We start from the raw sequence: 16,354 nt of genomic DNA, 5'->3' as shown, positions 1-16,354 counted from the left end.
CCGCGTCTGCGCATCCCAAATCTGTCATGGCCCCGCGCATCCCGAACCTGTCCCGACCTCATCCCGGGCCTCGATGCGAGCGCGGCGGCCGAGGGCTGAGTTGTGGTCGTCAAGACTTGCTGGAAGCGACCATAAGCCGGCTCTGGGCGGTGGGGGATGGCCCGGCCCCGCGCATCCCGAACCTGTCCCGACCTCATCCCGGGCCTCGATGCGAGTCCCGCGGCCGAGGGCTGAGTTGTGGTCGTCAAGACTTGCTGGAAGCGACCACAAGTCAGCTCTCGGCGGTGGGGGATGGCGCGGGCAGGCGGCGCGGTGGGGGATGGCGCGGGCAGGCGGTCGGGGCTGGGCGGGCCGGCGCTTGCGCTGCGCGGGCTGGCGGCGCAGACGCAGAACGGGCGCCCGCTCCCGGAAGCCCGCTGGGGGTTCCGAGGGCAAGCGCCCGTTGATCGCTGCGGTGCTGCTAGCTGCGGCGTTCCGCGTCCTGCAGCGTCGCGCCTTCGAACTCGTCCTGCTCGCGGTCCGACGTCGAGGCGGTGGAGCGCTTGATGGTCTCCTCCACCTCCTCGTCGGTCTCGTCGGAGAAGGCGACGTCGCCGCGGGGCGCGTTGTAGAGCTTCTCGTTGAGGATGCCCTCGCGCTTCGCGACGATCATCGGCACGAGTGCCTGGCCGGCGACGTTGGTCGCGGTGCGGCCCATGTCGAGGATCGGGTCGATGGCGAGCAGCAGGCCAACGCCCTCGAGGGGCAGGCCGAGCGTCGACAGGGTGAGCGTGAGCATGACGGTCGCACCCGTCGTGCCGGCCGTCGCGGCCGAACCGACGACGGAGACGACCACGATGAGGATGTACTGCATGATCGACAGCTCGATGCCGAAGAACTGGGCGACGAAGATCGCGGCGATGGCCGGGTAGATCGCGGCGCATCCGTCCATCTTCGTGGTCGCGCCGAACGGCACGGCGAAGGATGCGTACTCGCGGGGCACGCCGAGGTTGCGCTCGGTGACGCGCTGCGTGAGGGGGAGCGTGCCGATGGACGAGCGGCTCACGAACGCGAGCTGCACGGCCGGCCACACGCCGGAGAAGAAGCGGCCGACCGAGAGGCCGTGCGCCTTCACGAGGATCGGGTACACGACGAACAGCACGAGGGCGAGGCCCACGTAGATGGCGATCGCGAACCAGGCGAGGCTCGTGAGCTTCTCCCAGCCGTAGTCGACGACGGCGCTCGCGATGAGCCCGAGCGTGCCGAGTGGGGCGATGCGGATGATCCACCACAGGACCTTCTGGATGACCGCGAGGGCAGAGGCCGTGAACTCCAGGAACGGCTCGGCGCGCTTGCCGAGGCGAAGGGCCGCGATGCCGATGACGACAGCGATGACGATGACCTGCAGCACGTTGAACGCGATCGTCGAGGTCACGTCGCCCGTCTCGGCGTCGACGCGCGAGCGAACGCCCATGCCGAGGAAGTTCTGCGGCACGAGGCCCGTGAGGAAGTTCCACCAGGTGCCGACGGAGGAGGGCTCGCCCGTCTCGAGCTGCGACTGGTCGACGCGGTTGCCCGGCTGAATGGTGACGCCGAGCGTGATGCCGATCGTCACGGCGATGAGTGCCGTGATGCCGAACCAGAGCAGCGTCTGGCCCGCGAGCCTCGCCGCGTTCGTCACGAGTCGCAGCTGCGCGATGCTCGAGATGACGGCGGTCAGGATGAGCGGGACGACGGCGGCCGTCAGGATCGTGACGTACGAGCTGCCGATGGTGTCGAGCGTCGCCGCGAGCCCGTTCGGGTTGCCTTCAGCGTCGTCGCCGAGGTTGCGGGCGACGAGTCCGAGGACAACACCCAGAACGAGGGCGGCGAGGATCTGGAATCCGAACGAGGTGAGGAGCTTGCGCGCGCGGCTCTTGGGGCGCGGCGTGTCCTCTGCTCCGGTGGCGTTGGATGCCACCTCGGAGGTGGGTGTGCCTGGGGTGTTGGCCGACATGGAAGATCTCCCGATGCGATTTCTCAGCTCGCGAGATTTCTCACGAACTGAGCGAGGCTACGCCTGGACCATTGGTCTGGCCAGGGTGTGACGCTTCGTGACACGCAACAAATGGTGCGCCGGAGGATGTCATGAACGGTCAGGGAGGGAATGAAACGGCACCATCACCTCATTCATCTCGGCCTCGAAAGTAGTTAAACAATTGAGCAAAGTTCCAGAATCGCGGGCGTAGTCTCACCTCGTCCTCCTCGTTCCACAGCAGAAGAAGTGAGCATCATGGCGGAGTCAGCGCGTCGTCGGTGGGTTGGTCTGGTCTTCATCAGCGTCGCGGTCGCGCTCATCATCGTCGACTCGACGATCGTGAACGTCGCCGTGCCGTCGATCGTGACGGAGCTCGGCATCACGTCGACCGAGGTCCAGTGGGTGCAGGAGGCGTACACGCTGGTGTTCGCGTCGCTGCTGCTCCTGTTCGGCAGCCTCGCCGACCGCGTCGGGCGACGGCGGCTGATGCTGATCGGGGTCGTGATCTTCGCGCTCGCCTCGGTGGCTGCCGCGCTCGCGCCGACCGGCGGGCTGCTCATCCTCGCCCGCCTCGTGCAGGGTGTGGGCGGCGCCATGATCCTGCCGACCACGCTGTCGATCATCAACGCGACCTTCCGCGGCCGGGAGCGGGGCATCGCGTTCGCCGTCTGGGGGTCGACGATCGGCGGCATGGCGGCCGTCGGGCCGCTGCTCGGCGGCTGGCTCACGACTGCGTTCTCGTGGCGGTGGGCGTTCGGCATCAACGTGCCGCTCGGCATCATCATCGTCGTCGGCGTCCTGCTCTTCGTGAACGAGTCGCGGGAGCCGACGCAGAAGCGCATCGACCTCGTCGGCGCGGCCCTCTCCGTGGTCACGTTCGGGGCGCTCGTCTTCGGGCTCATCGAGGGGCGCACCTACGGCTGGTGGGCGGTCGACGAGACGTTCACGATCGGGTCGTTCGAGTGGCCCCTCCCCATCTCGCCGGTGCCGGTGGCGTTCGCCATCTCGGCCGTGGCGCTCGCCCTCTTCATCGTGCGAGGCGTGTCCCGTTCCCGTCGGGGCGAGTCGACGCTCCTCGAGTTCTCCCTCTTCCGCATCTCGTCGTTCCGCAACGGCAACGTGGCGGCCCTTGTCGTCGCCCTCGGGGAGTTCGGTATCATCCTGTCGCTGCCGCTGTGGCTGCAGTTCGTGCTCGGTTTCGATGCACTGCAGACCGGGTTCGTGCTCCTGGCGCTCGCGGCCGGCTCGTTCGTCGCGAGCGGCTTCGCGGGGGCGAGCAGTGGCAAGGTCAGCGCGGTGGTCATCGTGCGCGTCGGCATCCTCGCGGAGATCGTCGGCATTGCCTGGGCGGGGTTCATCATCGCCCCGGATGCGCAGTGGGGCTGGCTCATCCCCGCCTTGTTCGTGTACGGCTTCGGTGTCGGGCTCGCCACGGCGCAGCTGACGGGTGTCGTGCTGCAGGATGTGCCCGTCGAGCTCTCCGGGCAGGGGTCCGGCACGCAGTCCACGTCCCGGCAGGTGGGCTCGGCGCTCGGCGTCGCCATCCTCGGCACCATCCTGTTCACCACGACGGGCGCCTCCCTTGGCGCTTCGCTCGACGACGCCCAGGTGCCCGCCGAGCAGCGAGATCAGGTGGTCTCGGCGGTCGTCGACTCTGCCGGCGGCGCGATCGCGGGCCTCGGCGAGAACCCAGCAACGGCCGACTTCGCCGACGACGCCAAGGCAGCGCTCTCCGACGGCACCCGCGCGTCAGCGTTCACCGCCGCCGCGTTCCTGGCCCTCGGACTCGCCGCGACGATCCGGCTCGGATCGGGGAAGCGAGAGGACGAGGAGTCGTCTCAGGCGGAAGCTAGCCCGCCGTCACGTAGCTGAGGTCGTGGATGCGCCTCCCGGCCTTCTCGGCCTTCCGCTCGAACACCGTGAGGGTCCTGCCTTCGAAGCGCGGGGCCCAGCTGCCCGGGTGCTCGCTCGTGAACTCGGGAGCCGCATCCAGCACCTCGCGCATCTGGAACGCGTAGTCCTCCCAGTCCGTCGCGAGCCGCATGCGGCCGCCGGCGCGGAGGGACCTTGCTGCGACGGCACCGAAGCCATCGCGCACCAGCCGACGCTTCGTGTGCTTCGCCTTGTGCCACGGGTCGGGGAAGAAGATCCAGAGCTCCTCGACACTGCCCGCGGGAAGCATGTGCTCGAGCACCTCGACGGCGTTCGCCTCGACGAGTCGCACGTTCGAGAGTCCCGCGTCCTCGACGCGCCGAAGGGTGCGCGCGAGACCCGCCACGAACACCTCGACCGCCAGGAAGTTCCATTCGGGATGCGCGGCGGCCGCCGCCACAACCGCTTCACCGGTGCCCGAGCCGACCTCGACGACAAGCGGCGCATCCCGGCCGAACAGCTCGGCCGGGTCGACCCGGAAGGTCGGGCTCACGGAGAAGTCCAGCTCCGCGCGCTCGACCTCGACGAGGTACTTCGGGCCGAGCGACTCCCACGACGTCTGCTGGCCGTCGGTGAGGCGGCCGCTGCGTCGCGAGAACGAGAAGATCGGTCGATGCGAGGGATCCTGCGCCGGCTGGGTGGTTGCTTCGTCTGACACCCGACCAACCTAGGCGATGCGGGCGGCGGCCCGAGAGTCGGCGCCTTCGAAGGCTCCCTGACGCGGCAAAGTGTGCCAGCCTCCGCCAGGGGCAGGCGGGAAGGCGGTGAAGACGCCGCGGATGGTGGATGCTGGGGAGTGGAAGAGATCACCCCGGTTCGGAGGTTCAGGATGCCGTATCGCAGCAAGGAAGTGCTCGAGTCATGGGCTCGCGAGTTCGAGGGCCTCGGCTATGTCGAGCCCGGCGTCGTCAACGTCATCGTGCAGGACGGCGATGAAGGGCACGACACCGGCCTCGTCCGGGTGCAGCTGACGCACGTGCCCACTGACGTCTACCTGCAGCCGGGCACGCGGGAGAGCCCGCGCTGGTCGGTCACCATGGAACCGCGCGAGCACACGCTCCACCTGTCTGCCGCCGACGTGCACGCGCTCTCGCAGGAGCTCGCGGTCGTCTCAGCGCTCTGCACCTTCCTGCAGGCGAAGTCGATCGTGCTGGTCGCCGAACTCCACTCGCAGACCGGGCGCACTCCCGTGTCGGCTGAGGCGACCTCCTAGCTCTGGCCGTGTGCGGCGGCGTCTGCGCCGGCATCTGCGCTCGATTCGTTGCCGACGCTGAGGGCGTGTGTCAGCAGCTCCGCCAGGCGCAGGAGCGTCTCTGGCTCGGCCTCGGCCGCGATGGCCGCGGCGAGGTCGCGGTCGAATTCGCCGAGGCGATTCCACGGCTCCGCGTCGAGGTCGACGATGACGGTCAGCAGGCTCGCGCGGCGGTCGCTCGGGTCGGTGTCGCGATGGATCGTGCCCCGCTCGATGAGGCGGTCGCACAGGGTGGAGACACCGGCGGACGTGAGCCCGAGGTGCGCGCGAAGGGCGCTGGGCCTGGCGCCCGGGTTCTCCGTGAGGTAGGCGAGGGCACGAGCATCCATCTCGCCGATGCCGAGCGAGCGGCGTGCCCCGCTCTGCGACGCGGATCGTGCTTCGGCATACTCGGTGAGCGCCATGCTCAGCAGCAGCGCCGGGCTCTGCTCGGCCGTCGGGGTGGGGCTCTGGCCGTCGTCCTGGCCGTCGCGCTCGGCGGCAGAGATGTTCGGCATGGCAGCGCTCCCCTTGATCTCCGTGGTGCCGCCCAGAGTACACGCAGGGAGCATGCGGCCACCCGTCACGGTCAGGCGCCGGTCAGCCCCCGGTCAGGCGCCGCCAGCCGGTCGCTCAGACTCTGCCGGCGGCGTCCCACTCCAGGGTGAGCAGCGCGAGTTGGACGCGGTTGGTGACGTGGAGCTTCGAGAACAGGCTCGCGAGGTGCGTCTTGACCGTCGCCTGGCTGACGTAGAGCGCGGCAGCGATCTCCGCGTTGGTCATGCCCTGCGCGACGTAGCGGGCGATCTCCCGCTCTCGGCTCGTGACGCTCGCGAGGAGCTCGTCGCCCCGTGCGTCGCGAGCGGGGCGCTGACCTGTGCCGACGCTGTCGCCGTGGTGAGCGCCATCCTTCGAGCCGTTCGCGGCCGCGCGTACGAGCCGGTCGAGGGCGCTCGGCGAGAAGACGGCCTTGCCTCGCGCGGCGTCGAGCACCGCCCCGACGATGTCCTCGGGTGGGGCGTCCTTCAGCAGGAAGGAGACCGCGCCTGCCCGGAGCGCATCCAGGAGGAACTCCTCGGTGTCGAACGCCGTGAGCATGACGACCTTCGCCCTCGAACCGGAGGCGGTGAGTCGCTCGACGGCGTCGATGCCGGTGAGCCCGGGCATCCGAACGTCCATGAGGATCACGTCGGGGTGCTGTTCGGCGGCGAGCGCAAGCGCCTCTTCGCCGTTGGTGCCCTCGCCGACGACACGAATGCCCTCTGCGCCATCGATGAGCAGGCGCAGGCCGAGACGGATGCCCGCCTCGTCGTCGACGATGAGCACGCGGATGCTGTCGGGGTTCACCACGGGAGCCTCACCTCCACCACGAAGTCGCCGTCTGCGCGAGTTCCTGCCTCGAGCGTGCCGCCCACGAGGTGGATGCGCTCCCGAGCGCCGATGAGTCCGTAGCCGGTGCCCGGCGCGGGAGCCTGCCCCTGCTGGACGGCGTTCGCGACCGAGATGGCCATCTCGGTGTCGCCGCCGGCGAGCTCGACGCGCACCTCCGCTCCCGGTGCGTGCTTCCCAGCGTTGACGAACAGCTCGGAGAGGGTGCGGTGGAGCGCGCGGATGCGCTCCTCGGAGAGCTTCGAGAGGTCTCCTGGCCCGACGGTGAGCCAGGTCATCTGAGGCGGCGCGTGTGCGGGGATGCCGTCGACGAGGAGGGACGCGAGCCCGTCCAGGTCAGGGAGTGGCGTGTCGTCTCGCCCGGTCTCGCTCGGCTCGCGCATGCCCTGCAGCACCTCCCGGAGTTGCGTGTTCGCTCGCGCAGCGGACTCGCGAACCGTGGCGGCCGTCTCCCTGACCAGCTCGGGTGACAGATCGCTGCGGTAGGCGAGCGCGCCGGCCTGCGTGGCGACGACCGCGAGGTCGTGGGAGATGGAGTCGTGCATGTCGCGGGCGATGGCGGCGCGCTCCTCGGCGCGTGCGCGCTCGATGTCGGAGGCGCGGCTCTGGGCCAGGGCCGCGCGTTCGCGCTCAGCCGAGGCGGCCTGGGCCCGCAGCGACGTGATGAGCGCGGCTCGCGTGCCCCGTGACCGGCCGAAGAGCAGGGCGATGATCGTAGAGAGCGCGACGACGACGATGTAGAAGATCGGTGCGTCCATGGGCGCGCGGCCGGTGATGCTCGATTCGAGCCAGTCCCAGAGGATTCCGCCGACCACGACGATCGCGACGACCGAGACATCCATGGGCAGCGAACGCCTGGCTCCGAGCCGCATGACGGCGACGAGCCAGGCTGCGAATGCGAACGAGCTCGCCATGCCGACCGCGACGATCCACAGGTTTCCAGCGCGGGACCCGCGAACCGGGCCGATGGCGATGCAGGCCGCGAGGCCGACGACCACGTTGACGATCAGGAACCCGATGAATGCGCCGGATTCCGAATCTGTTGCGGGATCCTCCACCTGGAGCGCGAGCGTGAGCACGAACAGGAGCGCCCCGCCGAGGAACGAGCCGAGCGAGATGGTCACCGCGCGCATCCACGGCTTCCAGCGTCGGTTCTCCACCGGAGTTTCAGCCGACCGCAGGTCGCTCTGCGTCAGCCCACCAGCCGTCTCCACGCCGTCGAGGGCCAGTTCGTCCACGAGGGGCGGAGCTTTCGGCAGCGGAACGGTCATGCAGCGAGTCTAGGAACCACCACCGACATGCGGATCGGCCGTTCGGTTGAACTCGGGCAGCCCGACTCAGGTGCCGCAGAAGGTGCGGTAGGCGCCGAAGTCCGCCGGCGCCCCGGCCGCGTAGCGCTCGCGGCCCGCTCGAATGTCGTAGGGACTGGTCACGACCTCGAGGAGATCGGCGAGCGGCTGGAGGTCGTCGGCGTCTGCGGCGGCGAGGGCCTCCTCGACAAGATGATTGCGGGGGATGTACACGGGGTTGACCTGGTCCATCGCGCCCGCGCTCGGCGCGAGCGCCAGCCAGGCCTGAGCCCAGGTGCGGAACGAGGGGGCAGCCTCACCGAACGCGGCGAGAGCGGGTGCGCGGTCGCCGCGCGCGTACGCGCTGAGCGCACGGAAGGTGGAGGTGGAGTCGGCCCCGCTCTTCTGCAGCAGCGCGAGCAGCTCGGTGACGAGACGATCGCTCGCCTCCGAGTCGACCTCCTCGCCCAGGCCGAGCTTGCGCCGCATCCCTGCGTTCCAGGCATCCTCGTAGGCAGGGCCGAACGCTGAGACGCTGCGCTCAGCAAGAGCGATGGCCTCGTCCTCGTCCTCGGCGAAGAGTGGCAGGAGGGCTTCCGCGAACCTCGCGAGGTTCCAGGCAGCGGCCGGCGGCTGGTTCCGGAAGGCGTACCGCCCGCGGTGATCGATGGAGCTGAAGACCGCCTCTGGATCGAACGTGTCGATGAACGCGCACGGCCCGTAGTCGATCGTCTCGCCCGAGATCGTCATGTTGTCCGTGTTCATGACCCCGTGCACGAAGCCGACGAGCATCCACTGCGCGACGAGCCTCGCCTGTGCGGCCACCACCTGCTCGAAGAACTCGAGATAGGGGGCCTCGGCGCCCGCCACGGACGGGTAATGCCGGGCGATGGCGTGATCGGCGAGGCGACGCAGCAGCTGCAGGTCGTCGGTGGCCCGCGCGTACTGGAACGAGCCCACGCGCAGGTGGCTGCTGGCCACCCTCGTGAGCACCGCGCCAGGCTCGATGTCGTCGCGCTGGACGTGGCGTCCCGTCGCGGTCACCGCGAGCGCGCGGGTCGTCGGGATGCCGAGGGCGTGCATCGCCTCGCTCACGAGGTACTCGCGCAGCATGGGACCGAGCACGGCGCGCCCATCGCCGCCGCGAGAGAACGGGGTGCGGCCGGAGCCCTTGAGGTGGATGTCGTGCAGCCGTCCGCGCACATCCGTCACCTCTCCCAGGAGCAGCGCACGGCCGTCGCCGAGGCGCGGCGAGTACTGCCCGAACTGGTGGCCCGCGTAGGCCTGCGCGACCGGGGTGGCCCCTTCGGGAACGGAGGTGCCGAGCAGGATCGCGACGCCGTCCTCCGAGCTGAGGAACGCCGGCTCGAAGCCGAGCTCCCCGGCGAGGTCCTCGTTGAGGAGCAGCAATCGCGGTGCAGGGGCTGGTTCGGCCTCCCAGGGAAGGGCGAGCTCGGGGAACTCGCGCGCGAAGCGATTCCCGAAGAGGAGGCCCTCGTGCGTTGTCGCAGTCATGCGGGACACAGTAGGCGCAGCGGCGGGGTGCTGCGTGGGAGCGCGCGGCTGGGTGGCGCTGAGAGCTGCGATCGGCAGGCCGCCTCGAGGGTAGCCCGCCTGCCTACTTCACACCCCACTCATTGGCTCCGGGCGTACGGTCGCGCTCCCCTGCGCAGCCCCCGCTGCGGCACAGTGCCACGCTCCGTCTCGGAGCACGAGTGAACGCTGAACCGAGGTCCGGAATGCACGATCGATGCGACGTCCGCCACTCCTGCACGTCCCTCCGCGCGTGGTGAGCGCCTGGGAGGACTCGGGCGAGCAGGTGTTCGTGGTCAGGAACGAGCACCGGCAGCACTCGCTCTGGCCGGACTTCGCCCAGACCCCCACCGGGTGGGTCCGCGTCTTCGGCCCGGCGACCGCGGAGGACTGCCGCGCCTACGTGGCGAGACAACCGCCGGGTCGCGACTACCGGACCTCTTCGAACTCGTAGATGCCAGCAGGCCCAAGGGCAAGCAGCTCCTGTCGGTACTCGTCCGAGAAGTGCTCAGGCTCGATGCCGAGGATGTTGCGATTCAGCTCGACGTCCATGCGGGCGGAGACGAGCCCCTTGTCGTTCTCCATCCAGACGGACAGGATCGCCAGGTTCGACGTGCAGAGCTCCGCGTAGGAGTACTCGACGAGCTCCGGTGCGAAGGATGCGCCCTCCGCTTCGATGCCGGCCGCGGCGGCCTCCACTTCCGGTGATGCGTCGCGCAGCGCCGTCCATGCGGCTGCAGCCTCGTCGCCGGCCTCCGCGGATCCGACGACGAAGACGGATACCGTGCCGCGCGGGCTGGGGTCGGCCGCGACGTCCACGTTGTCGAAGCCGCCGACCGCATCGGGCAGGAGGAAGAGCAGCTCCTGCTCATACGCCGAGATGCGCGTGTACAGGTCAGGCGACGTCGTGCCCGCGGGAAGGTCGATCCACTTCGCGTGCTGCGTGAGGCACTGCGTCATCTGCACGGACACCGGCTGCTGGGTCATCTCCTGCATCGGGATGCCCTCGAGCGACGCCTGGGAGGGTGCAGTCTCCGAGGGCGCCGACTCGACACTGGCGCTCGCGGTCTGCGCCGGGGTGGATGCGGAACCCACGACGCTCGGGGCGTCCGCGGGCGCGCATCCGACGAGCAGCACCGCGAGCGCGGCGCAGACGATCGTCGCTGGAGTGAGACGTCGAGAAGGCATGCACCGACCCTACGAACCCGGCGGCCCGCATCCGGTCACGGAACCATATCGACGCTCCTCGCGTGCATCACGATTCGGAATCGGCGCATGGCGCCCCTCGCGCATCGACGGCTACATTCGGAGCACCGAGCCAGCACGCCCACCGGGGAGAGCACCGTGATCCTGACGTTCCAGTTCCAACCCGTCGACGACCTCGAAGCCGCCGTGCAGCACTACCTCGACCTCGGCTGGGAGGAGGCGTGGCGCGAGGGCGAGCACACGGTGTCGCTGCAGATGCCGGAGCTCGAGATCGAGCTGATGCTCGACGACGAGCCCGGTTGGGGCGCAGCGGGCCCCATGTACTTCGTCGACGACGTGGCTGCGTGGCGAGCCGAGCATCCGACGGTTGTGACGGGCGAGCCACGCGACATCCCGGGCGGGAGGGTCGTCGAGGTCTCGGCGCCCGGCCACACCTACTACGTGTTCTCGGTGATCGAGCCCGGGCCATGACCCCGGCCGCAGCGATCCGCCCAGCTGTCAGCTGACTCAGACCGTCCCCACGGGCCGCACCGTCGCGGTGAAGCCCGCCGGAGGAGCGCCGACCGGCAAGCTGAAGGGCAGGAGTCCCCTCTCCCTGGATCAGACGTCGTCGTCCGCAGTGCACTCCAGCCAGTAATTGGCGACACAGGTGAACGGGTCGTCGCCCCGCAACCAGACCTTCCCGGTGTACAGGCACAACGGTGCGTTGGAGGGCATGTCGATGCTGCCGCCGAGGATGAGCTCTGCTCCCGGCGGCAGATCCAGCGTGTACAGGCCGATACCGGTCTCGATGGCGATCGTCTCGAAGCTGACGCACGCACCACTGGCGAAGGCATGGCTCCACGATGCCGTCTCCGGCAGGAACGGAGTGAACTCCATGAGCTCGCCGAACGTGTCCCTGACGGTGAAGGTGACCGGCTCGCTTGACGAGTAGTGCCGCAGCTCGACGCGTTGTCCAACGTCGGTGAGATTCCGAATGCCGATCTCGTTGATGCCAGGCGGGTCGGTGACGAACGCGAAATCGACGTTGCACACTCCCGTGCTGAAGTCGTTGCAGCCGCCACCGGTGCCGGCACTTGCCGCCGCTTGTGGCGCCGCCGCCGCGACGGCGAGCACCGGGACGCCCCACGCTCCGGCGTGCAGCAGGGCGCGACGATCTGAAGCCGCATCGGTCATGAAAATCCCCCCGAATTCGCGAGACCTCCCCCGCCGATGCGTCGACGTCGAGGCCCCGACGCCGAGTCTGTCAGGATTCTCAACAGCGAGTGAGTCCAGCGCGAGTTAGCGAATATTCTTCGATCCGTTGAGGAATATTTCTCTTTCGCTGGATCACTTTCGGCACGGCGGCAGCCGCTCCAGCTGGGTCAAGGGGCTCGCGATTCGGAAACGGCGCACGGCATCGCGATAATCGGACCGTGATCATCGGGTCCGGGACGCTCTTGAACGTCGCACTCATCCTCGTCGGCGGCCTGCTCGGCATCCTCCTCGGCGACCGCCTCAAGGATCGGACGAAGGCGACCGTCACCGCCGTCCTCGGGCTGTTCGTGATCGTCCTCGGAGGGATGAGCGTCGCCGACATGGGCTCTCAGGCGCTCGCGGACGCGGCTGGTCCGTTCGCGATGATCGTCATCCTGCTGTCGCTCGTGTTCGGCGCGCTCTTCGGCTCCTGGCTGCGCATCGAGGACCGGCTCGAAGGCGTCGCCGGCTGGGTGCGACGCCGCCTCACCTCGGACGCGAACGGCGACGGTCGCTTCGTCGACGGGATGGTGACCGCGACGCTGCTCTTCTGCGTCGGCCCGCTCTCCATCCTCGGATCCATCTCCGACGGTCTGGGACTCGGCGCCGACCAGCTCTACGTGAAGGCCGTGCTCGACGGCTTCGCTGCGATGGCCTTCGCCTCGACCTTCGGGAAGGGCGTGCTCTTCGCCGCCATCCCGGTCGCGATCCTGCAAGGCGCGTTCACGCTCGTGGGATTCCTCGCGGGCGACGTCTTCAGTGACGCCCAGATCGACGGGCTTTCGGCGGTGGGTGGCCTCATCCTGATCGCGCTCGGCGTCCGCCTGGTCCCCCTGAAGCCCATCCCCGTCGGCGACCTGCTGCCAGCGCTGGTCATCGCCCCCGTGGCCTTGGCCTTCCTCTCCTAACGGTGCGCGCCCCGTGGGCTGCGGTCAGCCCCCGCGGGTCGCGAGGCGCCGGAAGGTCGCAACCCCGGGAATGCTGTCGGTGCCGGTCGGCAGGGTTCCGCGGGCGAAGTCGCCCCAGACGGCGCGCAGCCGCTTGCCCTCGCGATCGATCTCCGCCCAGCTCGCGCCGCGCACGAGCGGTGCCCGATGCCACGTCTTCTCGCTGCCGAACAGCAGCGGCAGCTCGATCATGTGGCAGGCACCCCACACGTTGTGCGGCGCCTTCCAGCTCACGACGTACGTCGATGCTCGGCCGCCTGCGCGCACGTGCCGCTTCGCGAACGTCGCCGCGTCGCGTCGGTAGACGAGCCACGTGAGCGCAGCGACGACGGCCCTCGTGAGCGGCTTCCCGACGATCGGCAGCTCGCTCAGGCGCTTGGTGGCCGGGATGCGCGGCACGAAGAGGAGTGCCTCCTCCGCGGTGAAGCCGATGAGCAGGTCGATCGCCGCAGCGTTCGCGTCCCGCCCGGCGAGCACGCCGGCATCGTCGGGCAGCGGATGCTGACCGTGCTGCGGGCTGAACGACATCGCCCCCTGCAATCCGTACGCGGACGAGGCACGCAGCGCGGCTGCTTGCGCCCGCACCACCTCGCTGACGGGGCTCGCGGTCGTGAGGTCGCCCGTCGCGTCGAGCATCCTGCCCTGCATCTCCTCCCGCCCGCCCGCCACGTTGAGGGGCGCGCTCTGGATGATGGCCCGCCGGAACAGGCTCGCCGCCTCCGGCAGCGCCATCAGCTGCACGATCGCGTGCGCGCCGGCCGACTGCCCGTAGGCGGTCACCTGACGCGGATCGCCGCCGAACGCCGCGATGTTGCGCTGCACCCAGCGGAACGCCTCGAGGATGTCGAGCAGCCCCAGGTTCGCGGGGCGTGCATCCGTGCCCCCGAGGAACCCGAACAGGCCGAGTCGGAACGTGACGTTGACGGCGACCACACGCTGCTCGGCGACGATCGGTGCCGGGTCCATCGCCGCAGCGTCGCCGGCGGCAGAGACATACGAGCCGCCGTGGATCCACACCATCACGGGCAGCTGCTCCCCGGGCCCCACATCATCGGGCAGCGTGATCGAAAGCCGTTGGCAGTCCTCGTCGACGCCGAGCTCGTCGATGCCGCTCCCCAGCACCTCCTCGAGCACGGGCATGGGCGCCTGCGGGCACGCGGGCGCCCAGCTCGTCGCAGCGAAGGTCTCGCCGTGGTCGGGTTCTGGCCGCGGGGCCCCGAACCTGTCGGCCCTCGCGTAGCGGATGCCCGTTGCCCGCACGATCTGCCGGCCACCGGGCCAGTCCTCCGTCCAGCCGGTGATCGGGCCGCAGGGAGGGGAGAAGCCGGGGGAGGAGACCATGCTCGAGTCTTGCATCCCGTCGTAGCGCTTCTCCCGATGCAGGCTTGCGCTTCCCCGGGCGTGTCGCCTAAGCTCGACCCTTGGTGCGCCGGGGTTCCCCTCTGGCGCGACCGTGTTGGTGTGCAACCGCCATCGACGCAGACAAGAGATCTTGGGCGGGGCCTTCTGGTTCCCGCGGTATCTACGGAGGAAACAATGGCAGCAGTGTGCCAGGTGACCGGGGCGGTTCCCGGATTCGGTCACAACATCTCGCACTCGCACCGACGGACCAACCGTCGGTTCGACCCGAACATCCAGAAGAAGAAGTACTTCGTGCCTTCCATGAAGCGCACGATCACGCTGACGCTTTCGGCTAAGGGCATCAAGGTCATCGACGCACGCGGCATCGAGTCCGTCGTCGCTGAGCTTCGTGCGAAGGGAGTCAAGTTCTAATGGCGAAGAAGAGCCAGGACGTACGTCCGATCATCAAGCTCCGCTCCACCGCTGGAACGGGCTACACCTACGTGACGAAGAAGAACCGTCGCAACACGCCTGACCGCCTCGTGCTGAAGAAGTACGACCCGGTCATCCGCAAGCACGTCGAATTCCGAGAGGAGCGCTAAACATGGCCAAGAAGAGCAAGATCGCCAAGAACGAGCAGCGCAAGGTCATCGTCGAGCGCTACGCGGAACGCCGCGCAGAGCTGAAGAAGGCGCTTGTCGACCCGAACGGCACCGACGAGTCGCGCGAGGCAGCTCGCGTCGGCCTCCAGAAGCTTCCCCGCAACGCTTCGCCGGTCCGCGTTCGCAACCGCGACAGCATCGACGGACGCCCCCGCGGCCACGTCTCGAAGTTCGGCATCTCGCGTGTCCGCTTCCGCGACATGGCACACCGTGGCGAGCTGCCAGGAATCACGAAGTCGAGCTGGTAACCACCGGCCCGCCAGCAATGGCGTAGTGCTTTCCGAAACCCCCGAGCGTCTTCGCTCGGGGGTTTCGTGCGTGCGGGGGTTGGGCCGCTGGAGTTTCGTGCGTGCTTGTTTTGCGTGCTTGGGCGCGGAACGGCGGCCCGGTCGCGTTTTTCGGTCTCGTGCCCGGGGCTCTCGCATCCTGGCCTGGGCAACTCTCGGGCCCCCTCCCGCCACTTGCGATCCCTCGCGGGCTCACGCACGTTCCCTGTCGGGCTCACGCAGCCCTCCGGCGCGCCGCGTACCTCCGGCGCACTCTCGCTCTCGAGATGGCTTGCGCGCCTCCGGATGGGTTGCAATGCATCCGGAAGTGTGGAGGGCATCCCGAAACGAGCTACGAGGCCGGGGTTGCGCATCCAGCCATATCGTTTATCGTTATGCATATCGAGAAACGATATGGAGGAAGATCATGAACGCACGACAGAACGCGACAGGTTCGGACCGCGAAGCGAAGGAACTCGGCTACCTGTGGCCGCTCGGCATCGCCGCCGCCGGACTCGTCGTCCTCAAGCCGCTCGAGAACGTCATCGGCTTCCTCGTCGACGGCCAGGTGCGTGTCAACGCATCGTTCGAGGGAGCGGCAGTTTCGCTCCCCACTCCTGTCGGTGCCGACGTCCCGCTTGACGGGGCCTCGACGATCCTCGTCGCGAGCGACCTCATCCCCACCGGCGCCCTCGTGCTGCTGCTCATCGGCCAGGTCATCGGTGCGCTCCTGAGCCTCGCCGCCGTGTGGATGCTCCTCCTCTTCGCCAGGAACCTCGCGAAGGGCGACTTCTTCGGCGGCAAGAGCATCCGCCTCCTCGACTGGTCGTCGGGGCTCGTCATCGCGGCCCTCGCCGCACCGGGGTTCTTCGAACTCCTCGGCACGAACTGGACGATTGCGAAGCTCGGCTGGGACGGACGAGACGCCCCGGAGCCGACGGTCCTCGACCAGACGTGGACGTTCCTGCTCATCCTCGTGATCGTGCTCGTCGTGAACCTCATCATGCGCCGCGGCGCTCGCCTGCAGCAGGACCAGGAAGGGCTCGTCTGATGGTGCCGGACCCCTTCCAGGAGCCGAACCACATCGTGTGCCACCTCGGGGAGATCATGGCGAGGCGCGGGATCACGCTCGTGGAGCTCTCGGAACGTGTGGGGATCAGCGTGGTCAATCTGTCAGTCCTCAAGAACAACCGCGCCAAGGCGGTGCGCTTCGAGACGCTCGCGAGGCTCTGCGCGGTCCTCGAGTGCAAGCCGGGCGAGCTGCTCGACTACCTCCCGCCAAGCTGAGCCCCGCCCGGTCCGTGATTAGGGCAGTTTCCTCCAGCC

19 protein-coding genes are annotated in these 16,354 nt (G+C 68.9%); 10 read left to right on the top strand and 9 right to left on the bottom strand.

Going from position 1 to position 16,354, the window contains the following annotated elements:
* Positions 1–460 precede the first annotated feature (460 nt).
* A complete protein-coding gene (locus tag C5E06_RS15610) occupies positions 461–1,975 on the bottom strand; it encodes a dicarboxylate/amino acid:cation symporter (protein ID WP_104243828.1) in 1,515 nt (504 codons plus the stop codon).
* Between the two features lie 276 nt (positions 1,976–2,251).
* Between C5E06_RS15610 and C5E06_RS15605 the strand changes: the two genes are divergently transcribed.
* Positions 2,252–3,868 carry a DHA2 family efflux MFS transporter permease subunit gene (locus tag C5E06_RS15605; protein WP_104307510.1) on the top strand — a complete coding sequence of 539 codons (1,617 nt, stop codon included), beginning with the start codon at positions 2,252–2,254 and terminating at the stop codon, positions 3,866–3,868.
* Here C5E06_RS15605 and trmB read toward each other — a convergent pair.
* Positions 3,846–4,586, bottom strand: a complete 741-nt coding sequence (gene trmB, locus C5E06_RS15600; RefSeq protein WP_104300181.1) for a tRNA (guanosine(46)-N7)-methyltransferase TrmB — start codon at positions 4,584–4,586, stop codon at positions 3,846–3,848. The two genes, C5E06_RS15605 and trmB, sit on opposite strands and share 23 nt — an antisense overlap.
* A gap of 171 nt (positions 4,587–4,757) precedes the next feature.
* On the opposite strand from trmB, the gene C5E06_RS15595 reads away from it, so the two are divergent.
* Positions 4,758–5,141 (top strand): hypothetical protein, encoded by a 384-nt coding sequence (locus C5E06_RS15595; RefSeq protein ID WP_104243822.1) that lies wholly within the window; start codon positions 4,758–4,760, stop codon positions 5,139–5,141.
* Here the strand turns inward: C5E06_RS15595 and C5E06_RS15590 are convergent.
* The 4 genes from C5E06_RS15590 to C5E06_RS15575 all read right to left on the bottom strand — a co-directional run bounded on the left by C5E06_RS15590 (position 5,138) and on the right by C5E06_RS15575 (position 9,352).
* Positions 5,138–5,677, bottom strand: coding sequence for a MarR family winged helix-turn-helix transcriptional regulator (locus tag C5E06_RS15590; protein ID WP_258067695.1), 540 nt, complete (start codon positions 5,675–5,677; stop codon positions 5,138–5,140). The two genes, C5E06_RS15595 and C5E06_RS15590, sit on opposite strands and share 4 nt — an antisense overlap.
* A 115-nt stretch (positions 5,678–5,792) precedes the next feature.
* Complete coding sequence (locus C5E06_RS15585; protein WP_219820228.1) at positions 5,793–6,509, bottom strand: response regulator transcription factor; 717 nt, start codon at positions 6,507–6,509, stop codon at positions 5,793–5,795.
* Positions 6,503–7,819 (bottom strand): sensor histidine kinase, encoded by a 1,317-nt coding sequence (locus tag C5E06_RS15580; protein WP_104307509.1) that lies wholly within the window; start codon positions 7,817–7,819, stop codon positions 6,503–6,505. Before C5E06_RS15580 ends, C5E06_RS15585 begins: the two co-directional genes overlap by 7 nt.
* 66 nt (positions 7,820–7,885) lie before the next feature.
* The gene (locus tag C5E06_RS15575; RefSeq protein ID WP_104307508.1) at positions 7,886–9,352 is read right to left on the bottom strand and encodes a YdiU family protein; all 1,467 of its coding nucleotides are present in this window, start codon (positions 9,350–9,352) and stop codon (positions 7,886–7,888) included.
* A gap of 235 nt (positions 9,353–9,587) precedes the next feature.
* Here C5E06_RS15575 and C5E06_RS15570 point away from each other — a divergent pair, with 235 nt between their 5' ends.
* Positions 9,588–9,824: an MbtH family NRPS accessory protein gene (locus C5E06_RS15570; protein ID WP_104243814.1), complete on the top strand. Its 237-nt coding sequence runs from the start codon at positions 9,588–9,590 to the stop codon at positions 9,822–9,824.
* On the opposite strand, the gene C5E06_RS15565 is transcribed toward C5E06_RS15570, so the two are convergent.
* Positions 9,800–10,558: a hypothetical protein gene (locus tag C5E06_RS15565; protein WP_104307507.1), complete on the bottom strand. Its 759-nt coding sequence runs from the start codon at positions 10,556–10,558 to the stop codon at positions 9,800–9,802. The genes C5E06_RS15570 and C5E06_RS15565 overlap by 25 nt on opposite strands.
* Positions 10,559–10,714: 156 nt before the next feature.
* Here C5E06_RS15565 and C5E06_RS15560 point away from each other — a divergent pair, with 156 nt between their 5' ends.
* On the top strand, positions 10,715–11,047 hold the full coding sequence (locus tag C5E06_RS15560; protein ID WP_104300171.1) for a VOC family protein: 333 nt from the start codon (positions 10,715–10,717) through the stop codon (positions 11,045–11,047).
* Between the two features lie 129 nt (positions 11,048–11,176).
* Here C5E06_RS15560 and C5E06_RS15555 read toward each other — a convergent pair whose 3' ends face one another.
* A complete protein-coding gene (locus tag C5E06_RS15555) occupies positions 11,177–11,692 on the bottom strand; it encodes a hypothetical protein (protein WP_146081404.1) in 516 nt (171 codons plus the stop codon).
* A gap of 299 nt (positions 11,693–11,991) precedes the next feature.
* Between C5E06_RS15555 and C5E06_RS15550 the strand changes: the two genes are divergently transcribed.
* The gene (locus C5E06_RS15550; RefSeq protein ID WP_104300169.1) at positions 11,992–12,720 is read left to right on the top strand and encodes a DUF554 domain-containing protein; all 729 of its coding nucleotides are present in this window, start codon (positions 11,992–11,994) and stop codon (positions 12,718–12,720) included.
* Between the two features lie 24 nt (positions 12,721–12,744).
* Here C5E06_RS15550 and C5E06_RS15545 read toward each other — a convergent pair whose 3' ends face one another.
* Positions 12,745–14,100, bottom strand: coding sequence for a carboxylesterase family protein (locus tag C5E06_RS15545; RefSeq protein WP_104307633.1), 1,356 nt, complete (start codon positions 14,098–14,100; stop codon positions 12,745–12,747).
* Positions 14,101–14,295: 195 nt separating this feature from the next.
* On the opposite strand from C5E06_RS15545, the gene rpmB reads away from it, so the two are divergent.
* From rpmB to C5E06_RS15520, 5 genes are all read left to right on the top strand, one after another.
* On the top strand, positions 14,296–14,532 hold the full coding sequence (gene rpmB, locus C5E06_RS15540) for a 50S ribosomal protein L28 (protein ID WP_068483927.1): 237 nt from the start codon (positions 14,296–14,298) through the stop codon (positions 14,530–14,532).
* Positions 14,532–14,702 carry a 50S ribosomal protein L33 gene (gene rpmG / locus C5E06_RS15535; protein ID WP_068483925.1) on the top strand — a complete coding sequence of 57 codons (171 nt, stop codon included), beginning with the start codon at positions 14,532–14,534 and terminating at the stop codon, positions 14,700–14,702. Before rpmB ends, rpmG begins: the two co-directional genes overlap by 1 nt.
* Positions 14,703–14,704: 2 nt before the next feature.
* Positions 14,705–15,010, top strand: a complete 306-nt coding sequence (gene rpsN, locus C5E06_RS15530) for a 30S ribosomal protein S14 (protein ID WP_068483923.1) — start codon at positions 14,705–14,707, stop codon at positions 15,008–15,010.
* Positions 15,011–15,455: 445 nt separating this feature from the next.
* Positions 15,456–16,079, top strand: coding sequence for a DUF2975 domain-containing protein (locus tag C5E06_RS15525; RefSeq protein WP_104243804.1), 624 nt, complete (start codon positions 15,456–15,458; stop codon positions 16,077–16,079).
* Positions 16,079–16,315, top strand: a complete 237-nt coding sequence (locus C5E06_RS15520; protein ID WP_104307505.1) for a helix-turn-helix transcriptional regulator — start codon at positions 16,079–16,081, stop codon at positions 16,313–16,315. Before C5E06_RS15525 ends, C5E06_RS15520 begins: the two co-directional genes overlap by 1 nt.
* The last annotated feature ends 39 nt before the right edge of the window (positions 16,316–16,354 follow it).

Source organism: Pseudoclavibacter sp. RFBI5 (assembly GCF_002931395.1).
Taxonomy (GTDB): Bacteria; Actinomycetota; Actinomycetes; order Actinomycetales; family Microbacteriaceae; genus Pseudoclavibacter.
This window is presented reverse-complemented; position numbering and strand designations above follow the sequence as displayed.

Coding starts and splice junctions, on each gene's coding strand:
- C5E06_RS15590 (WP_258067695.1), bottom strand. CDS start 5,677: ATGCCGAACATCTCTGCCGCCGAGCGCGACGGCCAGGACGACGGCCAG.
- C5E06_RS15520 (WP_104307505.1), top strand. CDS start 16,079: ATGGTGCCGGACCCCTTCCAGGAGCCGAACCACATCGTGTGCCACCTC.
- rpmB (WP_068483927.1), top strand. CDS start 14,296: ATGGCAGCAGTGTGCCAGGTGACCGGGGCGGTTCCCGGATTCGGTCAC.
- C5E06_RS15610 (WP_104243828.1), bottom strand. CDS start 1,975: ATGTCGGCCAACACCCCAGGCACACCCACCTCCGAGGTGGCATCCAAC.
- C5E06_RS15525 (WP_104243804.1), top strand. CDS start 15,456: ATGAACGCACGACAGAACGCGACAGGTTCGGACCGCGAAGCGAAGGAA.
- C5E06_RS15575 (WP_104307508.1), bottom strand. CDS start 9,352: ATGACTGCGACAACGCACGAGGGCCTCCTCTTCGGGAATCGCTTCGCG.
- C5E06_RS15570 (WP_104243814.1), top strand. CDS start 9,588: ATGCGACGTCCGCCACTCCTGCACGTCCCTCCGCGCGTGGTGAGCGCC.
- C5E06_RS15605 (WP_104307510.1), top strand. CDS start 2,252: ATGGCGGAGTCAGCGCGTCGTCGGTGGGTTGGTCTGGTCTTCATCAGC.
- C5E06_RS15580 (WP_104307509.1), bottom strand. CDS start 7,819: ATGACCGTTCCGCTGCCGAAAGCTCCGCCCCTCGTGGACGAACTGGCC.
- C5E06_RS15565 (WP_104307507.1), bottom strand. CDS start 10,558: ATGCCTTCTCGACGTCTCACTCCAGCGACGATCGTCTGCGCCGCGCTC.
- rpmG (WP_068483925.1), top strand. CDS start 14,532: ATGGCGAAGAAGAGCCAGGACGTACGTCCGATCATCAAGCTCCGCTCC.
- rpsN (WP_068483923.1), top strand. CDS start 14,705: ATGGCCAAGAAGAGCAAGATCGCCAAGAACGAGCAGCGCAAGGTCATC.
- C5E06_RS15545 (WP_104307633.1), bottom strand. CDS start 14,100: ATGGTCTCCTCCCCCGGCTTCTCCCCTCCCTGCGGCCCGATCACCGGC.
- C5E06_RS15595 (WP_104243822.1), top strand. CDS start 4,758: ATGCCGTATCGCAGCAAGGAAGTGCTCGAGTCATGGGCTCGCGAGTTC.